This is a genomic window from Mesorhizobium sp. B1-1-1 (assembly GCF_006442955.1).
Taxonomy (GTDB): domain Bacteria; phylum Pseudomonadota; class Alphaproteobacteria; order Rhizobiales; family Rhizobiaceae; genus Mesorhizobium.
Genome location: NZ_VFWW01000016.1, coordinates 21,114 through 35,178, shown reverse-complemented (window position 1 = coordinate 35,178; position 14,065 = coordinate 21,114). Strand labels below are relative to the sequence as shown.

The following is a 14,065-nucleotide window of genomic DNA, read 5'->3' as shown; positions in this document are numbered from 1 at the left end:
AGGCCCCAGCGTCAGCAGGAATTGTCGCCACATAGCTAGAACAAGATACATTTGGATGGAACCATTCAGCCCGCGGTTGATCAGAGCATGACATCGCCGCCGTTCGGATTCATGGTCGCGCCGATGTAGTAAGCGCCCTCCTCCGACGCCAGCAGCACGGCGGTGGGAGCGATTTCGTCGACATGGCCGGCGCGGCCGATCGGCAGTTCGCCGAGCTTGCGCTTCTTCCATTCCTCCGGCAGCGCCTTGAATAGCTCCGTTTCGATCGGGCCGGGACAGATGGCATTCACGGTGATGCCGTCGCGCGCCACCTCATAGGCGAGCGAGCGGGTGAAGCCGATGACACCGGCCTTGGCGGCCGCATAGTGCGCCATTTCCGGCGCGCCCTTGTGACCGAGCTGCGAGGCGATATTGATGATGCGGCCGAACTTGCGGGAAATCATCGGCTTCAGCACCGCGCGCGTGCAAAGAAAGACGCTGCGCAGGTTGACGGCCATCATCTGGTCCCACATGCCGGTGCTCATTTCGGCGACGACGGACGTCGTGTCGATGCCGGCATTGTTGACCAGTATGTCGATATGGCCGAGCGCCGCCTCCACCTTCTTGACGGCTGCCTCGACCTGCGCCTCGTCGCTGACGTCGGCCGCGACGGCGAAGGTCCTTGCACCGAAATCAGCAAGGGCGGAGATGCGCGCCTCGGCGGCCTCGAGTTTCAGGTCGAGAACGGCCACGTCGGCGCCCTCGCGCGCGAAGGCCGTGGCAATCGCGCCACCGATGCCGCGTGCGCCTCCCGTGACCAGTGCTTTCTTTCCAGCGAGACGTCCTGACATGCTTGGTTTCCCATTTCCTGGTTGATTGACTATCGTAGCGAAGACGCGAGACCACCGGGCGCCGGCCGGCCGAGGATGCGTTCGGCTTCCTTCATGAACACGTTGAAGGTGTCGGAGGCCGGCACCGAAGCGGCGACGTCCTTGTGGCGAAAGCAATGGACCGTGTGCCGTTCGCCGACCGTCTCAGCCGGCGGCATCTCACGGCGGCAGCGATCGATGACGAACGGGCAGCGCGATGCCAGGAAGCAGCCCTGGGGCAGATTGATCGGGCTCGGGATCTCGCCTTTGAGGCTGACGCTGCTTTCGATCTTGAGATGCGGATGCGGCAGCATGACCGACGACAGCAAACCACTGGAATAGGGATGTTGCGGGCGATTGAAGACCGTTTCGGCGCTGCCCTGCTCAACGATCATGCCGAGATACATCACCGCGACGCGGTGGCTGATGAAGCGCACCGTGGAGAGGTCGTGGGAGATGAACAGATAGGCGGTGTTGCGTTCGCTCTGGATGCGCCGCAGCAAATCGATGATCTCGGCGCGGGCGGTCGGGTCGAGCGCCGAGGTCGGTTCGTCGAGGACGACGAGTTCGGGCTCCGTGACCATGGCGCGCGCTATGCCGACACGCTGCTGTTGCCCGGAAGGCAGCTCGGAAGGATAGGCGTCGAGCAAGTCGGTATCCAGCCGCACCAGGCGCAAGGCGTCGGCCGTGCGGCGGCGCCTCGTTTCGCGGTCGAGCTTTAGCGGCAGGAGCGGCTCGCAGATCGTGTCGCCGATCTTCATGCGCGGGTCGAGCGACTCGTTCGGTTCCTGGAATACAAGCTGAATCTTGCCAGCCAGCTTGCTCTTGTGTTGATGGCGCTGCGCCAGGTCGGTGCCGCGGAAGCGAATGTTTCCGGCGGTCGGCTCGATCAGGCCGACGATGCAGCGGCCGACCGTGGTCTTGCCTGAGCCACTCTCGCCCACGAGCCCCAGTGTCTCACCCGGCTCGATGGTCAGGCTGACGCCGTTGATCGCCTGTACCACCTGCTTGGAGCCGGCAATGGGGAAGCGCTTGTAGAGGTTGTCGATGGTCAGGACGGCGTTCATGCGTGCCTCACGGGGAAATGGCAGCGGACGAAGTGGCCCGGACCGATCTCGGCGAAAGGTGGCCGCTGTGCGCGGCAAACCGGCTGAGAGATGGGACAGCGGTTGGCATACTGGCAGCCGGTGGGCGGTTCGCGCCGCCGGCCAGTGTCCGGCACGCTCCAGCTGTCGCGCAGCCTGGGGCTATGGGAGAAGGCTGCAAGCAGCATCAATGTGTAGGGATGCGCGGGCGCGAGGAAGAGAGCCTCGCGCGGCGCGATTTCGACGATTTCGCCCGAGAACAGCACAGCGATGCGATTGCAGAAATGCGCGGTGATGCCGACGTCGCGGGTGATGAACAGCATGGCGCTGCCATGCTCCGAGGCAAGCTTGGTCAGCAGGGCCAGGATCTGCGCCTGCACCGTGACGTCGAGTCCGCTGGTGGCGTCATCCGAGATGATAAAGGCCGGGCTGCAGATCAGCGCCATGGCGATGACGACGCGCTGCGCCATGCCGCCGGACAGTTCGTGAGGATAGGCATCCATGCGCCGTTCCGGGTCCGGTATCTGCACGTCGTGCAGGATCTTCAACGCCATGCGCCGCGCCTCCTTGCCGCCGACGCCGAGATGGATCCTCGCCATCGCGGCGATCTGGTCGCCGACCTTGAGCAGCGGATTGAGCTCAGCGCGGGGATTCGGCACCACGACCGAGAGACGGCGGCCGCGAAGACGGCGGAGTTCGGATTCGGACAGGCTGAGGATCTGGCGGCCCTCGAAGTGGACTTCGCCGCCGGCGATGCGGCCCGGCGATGGCGGCAGCCCGAGGATGGAGCGGGCGAGCGTCGTCTTGCCCGCGCCACTCTCACCGACCAGGCCAACGATCTCGCCAGGCTGTACTGCAAGGTCGATGCCCTTCAGCACCGCCTTCGGTTCGGCGCTTCCGGACGGGAACGTCACGCGCAAGTTCCTGATGTCGATCAACGGCGGCTTGTCGCCGCCGGACGCGTTGCGCGTTTTGCTTATGATTTCTGCTGCGCCCAATGACATTCTCACATTAATTGCTGATCCGCGGGTCGAGCAGGAAATAGATGAGGTCGACCGCGATGTAGACGATGAGGGAGAAGATGGCGGAGAAGAGCACAAAGCCCAGAACCGGATAGATGTCCGAATTCAGCACACCTTGCACCGCGTATTGCCCCGCCCCTCCCCACGAGAACACGATCTCGACGAGCACCGCACCGCCGATCAGGAAGCCGTAGAGCACGCTGATAATGGTGACGATCGATGGCAACGCATTGCGCAGCGCATGGCGCACGACAAGGTTCTGCGGCACCCCGCACAAAACTTCAAAGCGGCTGAAATCGGAGTCCAGCATCTTCTCCATCGTCGCCTGCGTCATCTTGAGGATGGGACCGGCATTCAGGAGCCCGAGCGTCATCACCGGCAGGACCAGATGCGCGCAGGCAGACCAGAAGGCCTGCAGGTCGCCGGCGAGAAGCGCGTCGATGGTGAGGGCTCCGGTGACCGGCGCCGGCGGTATGACGATCATGTCGATACGGCCGAGAGGCGCAGGCGCCCAGCCGAGCACGGTATAGAAGATGAAGATCAGCACGAGGGCGAACCAGAAGTCCGGTAGCGCACCGGCACTCAAGCCATAGAGATCGGACAGGCGCGCGATCCAGCCGTTTGGCTTGCGCGCCGCATAGACGCCCAGCGTTACCCCAACGATGATAGCCAGGAGCAGCGAAAGCGTGACGAGTTCGAGGGTCGCCGGGAAGCGCTGAAGCAGATCCTCGAGCACCGGCCGCGTTGTCTGCCAGGAGGTTCCCAGGTCGCCATGCAAGAGATTGCGCACATAGATCAGGAACTGCATGTAGAGAGGCTGGTCGAGCCCGAGCTGCTGGCGCAGTGAGGCGATGGCCGAAGGCGTCGCCGTGGGCCCGAGCATCAGCACAGCGGGGTCACCCGGAATGCTCTTCACCAGCAGGAAGCTCACGAGCACAATGCCCAGCAACTGCGGGATCACGAAAATCAGGCGCTTGGCGAGATAGGCCAGGATGCGCATCAGGCGCCCTCCGCCGGCCGGTCGACCCGGCGGCGATGCTCGCGTGCATCGCTCAGCAGCTGCCGGCGCTTGGACGGATCGGCCAGGACCTCGATGGACGCGCCGACCAACGAGAAGCCGAATACGGTGATCGCGAGCATCGCGCCGGGGAACATGGACGGCCACCACTGGCCGGTCACCACGTTTTGAAAGCCCATGGCGATCATGCTGCCCCATTCAGGTGTCGGCGCGCGCACGCCGGCACCAACGAAGGACAGCGCCGAGGTCAGCAGGATGCCCCAGCCGACATTGACCGATAGCTGCGCCAGCACCGGCGCCATCGCATTGGGAATGATGTGGCGCCGAATGGTCTGCATGTCCGACAGGCCATTGACCTGCGAAGCCTCGACATAGCGCATGGAGCGGATGCTGAGCACCTGCGAGCGCATGAGACGCAAGTAGATCGGCGCATTGACGAAGGCTATGGCCAGAACCACCGTCTGGATGCTCTGACCGAGGCTGGCAACCAGGGCGATGGCGAAGACGAAAATGGGAAATGCCTGCAGCACGTCGGCCGCGCGCATGACGGCGAAGGATAGCCACACGCGAATGCCGCGCCCGCTGCTGTAGAAACCAACAACAGCACCGATCGAGCCGCCAATCAGCGCCGACAGGAGCGTGCCCAGTATCGCGATCGTCAGGTCGATGCGGGGCGCGTAGATGGAACGACTGAAAATATCCATGCCGACATTGTCGGTGCCAAAGAGATGGGTGGCATCCGGCGGCTGCAGGAAGCTGGCCGAATCCGCCTCGGTCGGCGAATAGGGTGCAATGGCCGGCGCGAAGATCGCCAGCAGGGTGATCGCGATGACGATCAGATAGCCGATCGCAAATCTCGGCCGGATGACCGCCAGCCTCAGGAGAAGGCTAAGCTTCGAAGACATCTAAGATCTTTCCGATACACTAACTTGTCCCCGGAGGCGGCAGCCTCCAGGGACAAGACCTCATCAGCCGCGGCTGAAATCCTGGAACCGAAGATTATTGGACGTGTAGTAAGTGTAACCCTTGAGGTTCGCCTTACGCGCCAGCGTGTATTTCGGATAAGCAATGAAGCCCCAGGGCGCTTCGTCCATCAACGTCTTCTGCACCTCCGAGTATTTCTGCTTACGCACATTGTCATCAAGCGTGGCAAGACCGTCCTTGATCATCTGATCGACGCTCTTGTTGTCATAATTGGAATAGTTCACGTAGCTTTCGGAGTTGAAGTAGAGGTAGGTCGAGTAGCCCGGATCCGGCGTCCACGGCGAATCCAGATAGAAGATCATCGGCTTGGCGCGCTTGGTGACGTTCTCGTAAAACACGCCGGCCGGCAGCTTCTCCAACGTCAGCTCCACGCCGATCTGCTTTAGCGCGGTCTGGATCAGCAATGCGATCGGCTCCTGCGTCGGGTCGCCGGCGTTGTAGGACAAGGTGGTCGCCAGGTTCTTGGCGCCTGCCTTGTCAAGAAGCTCCTTGGCCTTGGCAAGATCATAGCCGTACGCGAAGAAGCTTTCATCCGCCATCGGGTAGATATAGGGCATCGGCGCCTTCTGCTCGTCGGCATAGCCGTAGTAGATGGTGCGGATGATCTCGTCGCGCGGGATAGCGAGGTTGATGGCACGGCGCACGTCGACATTATCGAATGGAGCGATCTTGGAGTTGAGCTCCAGCCAGATCATGTAGGACGAATTGACGGCATCCACCGCCACGTTCTGCTGCTTCTTCAGCGCCTCCAGTTCGCGCGGCTGCAGGAACTGTGCGATGTCGACCGCGCCGCCCTGCAGCAGCGAGAAACGACTGGCCGACTGCGGCACTTCGCGCATGATGACGCGCTTCATGAAGGGCTTTTCATCCCAGTAGTCTTCGCGCGCCTCGAACACGGCTTGTTGACCGCGCACGAGCTGGGCAAGGCGATATGGGCCAAAGCCAGCACTATCGTTCTTGAGGAAATTGACCGCCCACGGGTCGTCGGAGCCACCGGCTTCGGCGCATTTGGTGGCGTCGTAGATCGGGTTGGCGAGGTTACACTGCTGCTTGAGAAGCAATGGATTTGGCTGTTCGAGATTGAAGGAGACCGCATAGTCGCCTTCCACCTTGATCTGGTCAGGCGTCTTGAGACCGAGCACCGCGGTCTGGAACAGGCCTTGCCCCTTGAGGTTGAACTTGCGGTCCCAAGTCCATTTTACGTCCTTGGACGTGAACTTGTTGCCCCAGTTGGAGACGACACCCTCGCGTAGCTTGAAGGTCGCCTTGCGGCCATCGGGGGCCACTTCCCAGCTTTCCGCCAACCGGCCGCGCAAGGCGAGGTTGTTCGGCTTGTCGGTATGGACGCCGGTATCCTCCCGCAGCACGCCGGGTGCATTGGGATCATCCATCTTCTCATAGCCAAGCATGTACTCGTAGAGCGCACCGAGGGAATCGATGGAGCCCAGGCTGACGTCGAACTCGATGTCGAGGCCCTGGGGCGTCGCGGGCGCCGCGATCACCAGCGTACTGTTTGCGTCCTGCGCGAAGGCTTCCCCCAAGCGGCCGGTCGATGCAGCAAGTGCGGCACCGCCGAAGGCGGCAGTCGTTTTCAGGAACTGACGGCGCGTGGGCGCCAACCGAATTCTGGTAAAATCATCAACCATCTCTCGTTCCCCATTGGTTGCGCGAATACGCTTCGTTATCTTTCCGCTTTTGGACAGACCAAAGAGCGTAACTGACATTAATGGACAAATTGGCCTGACCGTCAATCACAAAAAATGCGAAAAATTCGTGCATTTCATGCACAAAAAAATAGCTTCTTGATTTCTTGGTCTGACCAAATTATTCAACGTCGGGTACGGCAGCGAGGAACCGAAATGCGAAAAATCTGTCTGATGACAACAGGAGGGACGATCGCATCCAAGCTGGAAGCCGAGAGCGGACATGTCACCGCAAGCGTCACAGGATCGGAGTTGCGCGCCATGCTGCACGATCCGCTCGATGGCATTGACATCGCCATCGACGAGTTCTGCAACGTCGGCAGCTATGCCATCGACCTCCCGCTCGGCTTTGCACTGGCCCAGCGGATTTCACACCACCTTCAAGGTGACTTCGATGGGGTCGTGGTGACCCACGGGACCGATACGATGGAGGAAAGCGCCTTTTTGGCTGATCTCCTTGTCGCGACTAACAAGCCGATAGTGTTCACCGGCGCACAGCACGCGGCCGATGAGGCGAACCCCGACGGCCCACGCAACCTCACGGATGCCATCCGGCTAGCCGCGTCCGAAACTGCGCGGGGCCTGGGCGCGATGATCTGCTTCGAGCAGGAATTCCATGCTGCGCGTGACGTGAGCAAGTCGCACAGTTCACGCACCGATACCTTCATCTCCTACGAGCACGGCAAGCTCGGGGAAGTGGACGGCGACCGCATCGTATTGCACCGCAAGCCGGTCCTGCGCCGCACCTACGACGCAAAAGGCATTGTCGCTGATGTCGATCTTATCAAGCTGGTCATGGGGATCGGTGACCGCTACATCCGCTTCGCCGCCCAGGATGGTGCCAAGGCCATCATTCTGGAGGGTTTCGGGCGGGGTAACGCGACGCCCGCCGTCACTGCCGCCGCGACGTCGCTTGTCGCCAATGGTACTCCCGTCATCATGACCAGTCGTTGCCAGCGCGGCCGGGTCAAGCCGATTTATGGCAATGGCGGCGGCAAGACACTCTCCGACGGGGGCGTGATCTTTGCCGGCGACTTGAGCGGCCAGAAAGCACGAGTGCTCGTGGCCGTCCTGCTCGGCATGGGCATCGAGGGCGAACGCCTGCGCCAGGAGATCGAATATTTCGGCGGCTGATGCCCGCTCTTCCACCGCCTGATTTCCGTAAGGCGGCCGTCCATCGCCGCCGTCCCATTCCTGCAGCCGAGGAACCATGATGTCAGCAAAGAAGCACAGGATCGCGGTCATTCCCGGTGACGGGATCGGCAAGGAGGTCGTCCCCGAGGGACTTCGTGTACTGGAAGTGGCGGCAAGGCGCTTCGGCATCGACCTACAGCTCGACCATTTCGACTTTGCGTCGTGCGATTACCATGCCAGGCATGGCCGCATGATGCCGGAGGACTGGAAGTCCCGGATCGGAAACCATGATGCCATCTTCTTCGGCGCGGTGGGCTGGCCGGCCATGGTTCCCGACCATATCTCGCTTTGGGGATCGCTGCTGCAGTTTCGCCGCGAGTTCGACCAATACGTCAACCTGCGCCCCGTCCGGTTGATGCCGGGCGTGCCCTCGCCGCTCGCCAACCGCAAGCCCGGCGATATTGATTTCTACGTCGTGCGCGAGAACACCGAGGGCGAATATTCATCTATCGGCGGCCGGATGTATCCGGGCACGGAGCGCGAGATCGTCATCCAGGAAACCGTGATGTCGCGCGTCGGCGTCGATCGCATCCTGCGTTATGCGTTCGATCTGGCGCAGAAGCGTCCGCGCAAGCACCTCACATCGGCCACCAAATCCAACGGCATCTCGATCACCATGCCGTATTGGGACGAGCGCGTCGAGGCGATGGCCGCCCAATACCCGGATGTCTCTTGGGACAAGTACCACATCGATATTCTGGCAGCCCATTTCGTGCTCAATCCGAACCGTTTCGACGTTGTGGTGGCATCGAACCTGTTCGGCGACATTCTCTCGGATCTCGGACCCGCCTGCACCGGCACGATCGGCATCGCCCCGTCGGCCAACATCAACCCGGAACGCCGCTTTCCGTCGCTATTCGAGCCGGTACACGGCTCGGCTCCGGACATCGCCGGGAAAGGCATCGCCAATCCGATCGGACAGATCTGGACGGCCGCCATGATGCTCGACCATCTTGGTCACGAGGAGGCTGGCCGCGCGATCGTGGAAGCCATCGAAGCCACGCTGAAGAGCGAAGCCACCCGCACCGGTGATCTCGGGGGCAAGGCCGATACCGTCACCTGCGGCAAGGCGGTGGCGGAGGCACTCGAAGGATAGGACCAAGCATGCGCATCGTCGACATCAGGGAAAAGACCGTCTCGATCGCCTCCCCCATCGCCAACGCCTATATCGACTTTTCGAAGATGACTTGCTCGGCCGTCGCCGTGATCACCGACGTGGTGCGTGATGGCAAGCCGGTGGTTGGCTACGGCTTCAACTCGAATGGCCGCTACGGGCAGGGCGCGCTGATGCGCGACCGTTTCCTCGCGCGCGTCCTCGAGGCCGATCCCGAAACACTGATCGACCATGAGAACGACAACCTTGACCCGTTCGCCATCTGGAAGACGCTGATGACCAACGAGAAGCCCGGAGGCCACGGCGAACGGTCCGTGGCGGTGGGCACCATCGACATGGCCGTCTGGGATGCCGTCGCCAAGGTCGCCGGCGTCCCGCTGTGGCGCCTGCTGGCGGACCGTTACCGGGCGGGCGTGGCGGACGAGAAAGTTTGGGTCTACGCGGCAGGCGGCTACTATTATCCCGGCAAGGATCACTCGAAGCTTCAGGCGGAGATGCGGGGCTATCTCGACCGCGGCTACAAGGTCGTGAAGATGAAGATCGGCGCGGCGCCCCTGGATGAGGATCTGCGCCGCATCGAGGCCGTGCTGGAGGTGGTCGGTGGGGGCCAGTATCTGGCTGTCGATGCCAACGGACGCTTCGACCTGAAGACCGCCGTCGCCTATGCCAAGGCGATGCAGCCATACGGCCTGTTCTGGTACGAGGAGGCCGGCGATCCGCTGGACTATGCGTTGCAGACGGAACTGGCGAACCACTACGGTGGGCCGATGGCGACAGGCGAGAACCTGTTCTCGCACCAGGATGCGCGCAACCTCTTGCGCTACGGCGGCATGCGGCCCGACCGCGACTATCTTCAGTTCGACTGTGCCCTCTCCTATGGCCTGGTGGAATACCTGCGCACGCTGGAGGTGATGAAGGCGCTTGGCTGGTCGTCACGACGCGTGGTGCCGCATGGTGGACACCAGATGTCGCTCAACATTGCCGCAGGGCTGCATCTGGGCGGCAACGAATCCTATCCCGACGTTTTCCAGCCCTTTGGCGGCTTCGCCGACGACATCGCGGTCGAAGATGGCTATGTCGGGCTACCCGATGTTCCCGGTGTCGGCTTCGAGAAGAAAGCCGAACTGTTCAAGCTGTTCCGACAATTGCACCAGCCGTGAGCGAGACGCCGGCCGTGCCGAACGACAGTTTTCAGCCTGTCAGGACGTTGCACCCGCCTATGGCGTTGCAGACTGCTTCGGTGACTTCGCGCGTCGTCGCCGCAAGATTGGGTGCGGCGACGCCGACAACCGCAACCTCCTTCGAACTCAGTGTGATATCGGCCCTCATAATGGCCATGCGGAGCAATGGCCTGATCATTCTCGGCATCTCGTGCGAGAAGCAGAAGATCATCACCGGCCTAATTCTCATCCTTGCGGTGTTTCTTTCGCTGGAACACGGCAAGATCGGCGTCATCGAGTGATGCGCCTCATGTCCACAATCGCATCGAACCACGCAGTGTCCGGGAGATCGTCATGACCAAGCCTACCGTAATCATCAGCGGCGCCGGCATCGGCATTGGCCGCGCCACGGCCCTCGCTTTCGCCAGGGTTGGCTACAGAATCTGCGTGACCGACATTCTCGAGACCGAAGGCAAGCAGGTGGCCGAAGAGATCAAGGCGGGCGGCGGGGATGCTTATTTCCGCAAACTCGATGTGACCAGATCGGATCAGGTCGACGACGTCGTGGGGGAAATCGACAAGCAGTATGGCGGCGTGGACGTCGTGGTGGCCAATGCGGGTATCGCCCACAAGGTGCCGCTGGCGCAGATGAGCGATGCCAAGTGGGACATCACAGTCGACATTGACCTAAAAGGCGTGTTCCGGATGGCACGCGCTGCCACGCCGCGCATGCGAGAGCGTCGCAAAGGCGCCATCGTGGCGGTATCGTCGATTTCAGGCATGAGCTATGGCTGGGCCGAGCATGTCCATTATTCCGCCGCCAAAGCCGGCGTTCTGGGTTTGGTGCGAGGCTTGGCCGCCGAGTTGGGCGGCGACGGGATCCGGGTCAACGGCGTCGCGCCCGGTTTCATCCGCACGGCACAATCCCTCTCCGAGGAGCACTCGATGGGTGAAGCGCGGCTGGTGGCTCAGGCTCCTTCCATTCCATTGCGTCGCATCGGCGAACCCGACGAGGTGGCGGATGTAATCCTGTTTCTGGCTTCCGACGCAGCGCGATACGTGACGGGCCAGACTTTGCTGGTAGACGGCGGGCTGACGATCAAACAAGGCTAAACATCATCATGCGTCTGCTTGCTTGTGCAACTGGTCGTCCTTTGTGCCAAGCCAAGGCGCCCCACGTTGCATCCGCTTGGCGGCGGCGTGGTGGAGGTCTATACGTATCGGCCCACTGGTGGTGCGACTGGGTTGACGGCGAGTCACCCTATGAAGCTGATCAATCCAAGTGCGTTCCAAGCCCTTAGGACCGTCGCATGCCGCTGAGCCCTCGCGAACGAATAGACTACCAGGCCATCGTCGATAGACAGCCGCTGAAATTGCCTGACGGCGTCAGGATGCCGGTGTGGCTGATCGTCAATGTCGAACATTGGGACGCGAGGCGGCCGATGCCGCGCACCGTCTTGCCGCCGCCGATGGGCATGCCGATGCTACCCGATATTCCGAATTGGTCGTGGCACGAATACGGCATGCGGGTCGGCTTCTGGCGCATCCACGAGAGCCTGACATCCCGAACAATTGTTCCGACGTTGGCCATCAATGGATCAGTGTGCGAGGTCTATCCCAGGATCGCGCATGCCGCGCACGACGCCGGATGGGAACTGATGGGTCACGGTTGGCTCCAAGGGCCGATGCACAACCTCGAAGACCAGCGCGTTGCAATTCGGCGCACAATCGGCGCGCTGTCCAAGATTTCCGGTAAGCCGCCGGTGGGATGGGAAAGCCCAGGGCTTACGGAGACCTCGGACACGGCCGACATCCTCGCTGAAGAAGGAATTCGGTACGTCGCCGATTGGGTAATGGACGACCTGCCTTGCGAACTGAAGACGACGGCCGGCCGGCTGGTGACACTCCCCTATACGGTGGAGATTAACGATGTCGCAATAATGGCTGTGGCGCAGCACTCGTCGGCGGAACTGCTCGAGCGCGGCAAGCGCCAGTTCGACCGGCTGTATCGGGAGAGCGCGACCTCGCCCCGGATCATGTCCATCAGCGTCCATCCTTATCTTAGCGGTGTTCCGCATCGGATTGGCTATCTGGAGGAATTGCTGGATTATATCTCCTCTCATCGCGACGTGGCATTCTGGACGGGCGAGCAGATCTATAATTGGTACACTTTTGCGCGGCTCCCCGCAGGGTCGGTAGAGCTGTCTGGCACGGCTATGGGTTGAAAAAAGCAAACGCTCGTCTCCACCGAAGCGCAGCATTCTCGTCGATCGGGCTGTTCGGAATGCTATTGCGGAACTGGCGGGCCCGTGGCAGCTTGGGCGAGGCGTATCCGCGCTTTGGTGAGCGCGAATTTCCGTCCGCCTTTGCGGCCGCGTGCTCTGGCGGTAGGAAGACCAGCTGGCGCATTCACGGGTCAGGTCGCGCTCCAACTCGCCAGCGTGGTGAAGACGCAAAACCACCATACGGCCGCTGCGGTCGTGGTGCGATCTACGCACTTTTCCGGCTGGTCAGGCAGGGTTCTTTACCGTATTGGCCAGGTAGGCAAGCGATCGCCCGAGGCAATCCAGCTTATAGTTCCTTAGTGCCTTGTTTTAGACGAACACGGCGAACAGACCTCAGCTACGGTATATTCCCTCGTACGCGATCCTGATCAACGAGGATATTCCTCAGTCCAAGCGACAGGGCGGCTTTCGGGTCGCACTTTTTTCTGGCGACGACTTCACGGCCGAGTTGAAGCCGTCCAACTCCTCGCCGATCTCGACAAGGGCCTTTCTGACTGTCTCCTCAACTTCCTGTCGTTTCTTCGGCGGCATCAGGCTCAGCCCCTTCAGCATCGCCTCGCGCCAGTGCTGCCCCCTGCCCCACGCTTCCGCGAGCGCTGTTGCAAGGTCGTCCTGGCGACGGGTGGCCTCCAGTGCCTCGATAAGGAGGCTGGCCTGATAGACGTCCTTTTCGCGCTTGGCGACGCCGTTTGCATCTGATTGCCTGCGAGAGGCGACGATGAGCTTGTGAACTGCATAGCGTTCCGGCGACGGCACGGTTACAGGCACCCCTGACCGATGCAGCATCACGGTCCGGATGGGCTCGTGGATGAGGAAATCAAGGAAACGCAAGGGCTGCGCCGAAGCTCTGCCCAGTGCTGGCATCGGAGTGGCATGGTCGGTGTAGTGATCGGATCCCCGGTTCGGCGTGAGGAATTCGACCTTGTATCTCGTTGCATTCTCGAATTGCGTCGCGTGTGCGGGATCCGATCTGTGCGGGATCTCCCTGAAGGTCGGGTCAATCTCTCTCAAGATTTCCAAGATCGGCGGCCGGCTGTCGTCGACTGACGAGGAGATCGAGTAGTGCTGCGCGAAATCGGCATCGCCGGTTTGCAATGAGGCACCGGGCAATCTCACGCCGAGATGTCCCGCATACGTCTGGAAGGCAACCGTACCGACGAGCACGCCTCTCAGGCGGAAGATTCCTGCTGCTCCCATTGCTCCAACGACATCGCCAGTGAACCGGTCCGGTGCAGTCAGCCCTGCTTGGCGAGTCAGCGTGGAGACGAGTTTCCGTCGCCCGCGGAGGTCTTCCTTGATCTCTTGGAAGGCTGCAACGCGTTTCGCGATCTCGGGATCATCGGACGGGCCGACATACTTCCGCGTCTTCTTGGGTTGGGTCTCCTCAAAATACCAATAATCCCGCCCCTTCACCGGAACCCGAACGAAATTTCCCGCCGTTGAGAAGTCGGTTTCGAACGATGCACCAAGGCAGCGCTGAACGAGTTCCGCATACATCGTGCGATAAACGAGATCGACCGTCTTCATGCGCCGGCTCCGTTATAAGAAAAATGAGTTTCTCTTATAACAGGATGAACTCAAGCGACGCAAGCGGTGGTTATAAGACAGTTGCAGAAATCTTATAACGCCGCCGCATCATCCAGGGTTCACGC

The 14,065-nt window shown here is 61.4% G+C and carries 13 protein-coding genes; 6 read left to right on the top strand and 7 right to left on the bottom strand.

Annotated features, from left to right (window positions below):
- Positions 1–80: 80 nt before the first annotated feature.
- The 6 genes from fabG to FJ986_RS27270 form a co-directional block, all read right to left on the bottom strand.
- Entirely contained in the window at positions 81–830 is a 750-nt protein-coding gene (fabG, locus tag FJ986_RS27295; protein WP_140523280.1) for a 3-oxoacyl-ACP reductase FabG, read from the bottom strand.
- Between the two features lie 29 nt (positions 831–859).
- Positions 860–1,915 (bottom strand): ABC transporter ATP-binding protein, encoded by a 1,056-nt coding sequence (locus FJ986_RS27290; RefSeq protein WP_140523278.1) that lies wholly within the window; start codon positions 1,913–1,915, stop codon positions 860–862.
- Positions 1,912–2,847: an ABC transporter ATP-binding protein gene (locus tag FJ986_RS27285; protein ID WP_181165428.1), complete on the bottom strand. Its 936-nt coding sequence runs from the start codon at positions 2,845–2,847 to the stop codon at positions 1,912–1,914. The genes FJ986_RS27290 and FJ986_RS27285 overlap by 4 nt, the downstream gene beginning before the upstream one ends.
- Before the next feature lie 97 nt (positions 2,848–2,944).
- Entirely contained in the window at positions 2,945–3,955 is a 1,011-nt protein-coding gene (locus tag FJ986_RS27280; protein WP_210239621.1) for an ABC transporter permease, read from the bottom strand.
- Positions 3,955–4,878 (bottom strand): ABC transporter permease, encoded by a 924-nt coding sequence (locus FJ986_RS27275; RefSeq protein WP_140523273.1) that lies wholly within the window; start codon positions 4,876–4,878, stop codon positions 3,955–3,957. The genes FJ986_RS27280 and FJ986_RS27275 overlap by 1 nt, the downstream gene beginning before the upstream one ends.
- Positions 4,879–4,941: 63 nt before the next feature.
- On the bottom strand, positions 4,942–6,603 hold the full coding sequence (locus FJ986_RS27270) for an ABC transporter substrate-binding protein (protein ID WP_140560030.1): 1,662 nt from the start codon (positions 6,601–6,603) through the stop codon (positions 4,942–4,944).
- Between the two features lie 213 nt (positions 6,604–6,816).
- Between FJ986_RS27270 and FJ986_RS27265 the strand changes: the two genes are divergently transcribed.
- The 6 genes from FJ986_RS27265 (at position 6,817) to FJ986_RS27240 (ending at position 12,353) form a co-directional block, all read left to right on the top strand.
- Complete coding sequence (locus FJ986_RS27265) at positions 6,817–7,794, top strand: asparaginase (protein ID WP_140523267.1); 978 nt, start codon at positions 6,817–6,819, stop codon at positions 7,792–7,794.
- A 79-nt stretch (positions 7,795–7,873) separates the two neighbouring features.
- Positions 7,874–8,950, top strand: a complete 1,077-nt coding sequence (locus tag FJ986_RS27260) for a tartrate dehydrogenase (RefSeq protein ID WP_140523264.1) — start codon at positions 7,874–7,876, stop codon at positions 8,948–8,950.
- Between the two features lie 8 nt (positions 8,951–8,958).
- Positions 8,959–10,128, top strand: a complete 1,170-nt coding sequence (locus FJ986_RS27255; protein WP_140523261.1) for a mandelate racemase/muconate lactonizing enzyme family protein — start codon at positions 8,959–8,961, stop codon at positions 10,126–10,128.
- Positions 10,125–10,430, top strand: coding sequence for a hypothetical protein (locus tag FJ986_RS27250; RefSeq protein WP_140527984.1), 306 nt, complete (start codon positions 10,125–10,127; stop codon positions 10,428–10,430). The genes FJ986_RS27255 and FJ986_RS27250 overlap by 4 nt, the downstream gene beginning before the upstream one ends.
- 52 nt (positions 10,431–10,482) lie before the next feature.
- Positions 10,483–11,241: an SDR family NAD(P)-dependent oxidoreductase gene (locus FJ986_RS27245; protein ID WP_140523255.1), complete on the top strand. Its 759-nt coding sequence runs from the start codon at positions 10,483–10,485 to the stop codon at positions 11,239–11,241.
- A gap of 197 nt (positions 11,242–11,438) precedes the next feature.
- Positions 11,439–12,353, top strand: coding sequence for a polysaccharide deacetylase family protein (locus FJ986_RS27240; protein WP_140523252.1), 915 nt, complete (start codon positions 11,439–11,441; stop codon positions 12,351–12,353).
- A 444-nt stretch (positions 12,354–12,797) separates the two neighbouring features.
- Here FJ986_RS27240 and FJ986_RS27235 read toward each other — a convergent pair whose 3' ends face one another.
- Entirely contained in the window at positions 12,798–13,940 is a 1,143-nt protein-coding gene (locus FJ986_RS27235) for a GSU2403 family nucleotidyltransferase fold protein (RefSeq protein WP_140523249.1), read from the bottom strand.
- Positions 13,941–14,065: the final 125 nt, after the last annotated feature.

Coding starts and splice junctions, on each gene's coding strand:
- fabG (WP_140523280.1), bottom strand. CDS start 830: ATGTCAGGACGTCTCGCTGGAAAGAAAGCACTGGTCACGGGAGGCGCA.
- FJ986_RS27290 (WP_140523278.1), bottom strand. CDS start 1,915: ATGAACGCCGTCCTGACCATCGACAACCTCTACAAGCGCTTCCCCATT.
- FJ986_RS27280 (WP_210239621.1), bottom strand. CDS start 3,955: ATGCGCATCCTGGCCTATCTCGCCAAGCGCCTGATTTTCGTGATCCCG.
- FJ986_RS27275 (WP_140523273.1), bottom strand. CDS start 4,878: ATGTCTTCGAAGCTTAGCCTTCTCCTGAGGCTGGCGGTCATCCGGCCG.
- FJ986_RS27270 (WP_140560030.1), bottom strand. CDS start 6,603: ATGGTTGATGATTTTACCAGAATTCGGTTGGCGCCCACGCGCCGTCAG.
- FJ986_RS27265 (WP_140523267.1), top strand. CDS start 6,817: ATGCGAAAAATCTGTCTGATGACAACAGGAGGGACGATCGCATCCAAG.
- FJ986_RS27260 (WP_140523264.1), top strand. CDS start 7,874: ATGTCAGCAAAGAAGCACAGGATCGCGGTCATTCCCGGTGACGGGATC.
- FJ986_RS27255 (WP_140523261.1), top strand. CDS start 8,959: ATGCGCATCGTCGACATCAGGGAAAAGACCGTCTCGATCGCCTCCCCC.
- FJ986_RS27245 (WP_140523255.1), top strand. CDS start 10,483: ATGACCAAGCCTACCGTAATCATCAGCGGCGCCGGCATCGGCATTGGC.
- FJ986_RS27240 (WP_140523252.1), top strand. CDS start 11,439: ATGCCGCTGAGCCCTCGCGAACGAATAGACTACCAGGCCATCGTCGAT.
- FJ986_RS27235 (WP_140523249.1), bottom strand. CDS start 13,940: ATGAAGACGGTCGATCTCGTTTATCGCACGATGTATGCGGAACTCGTT.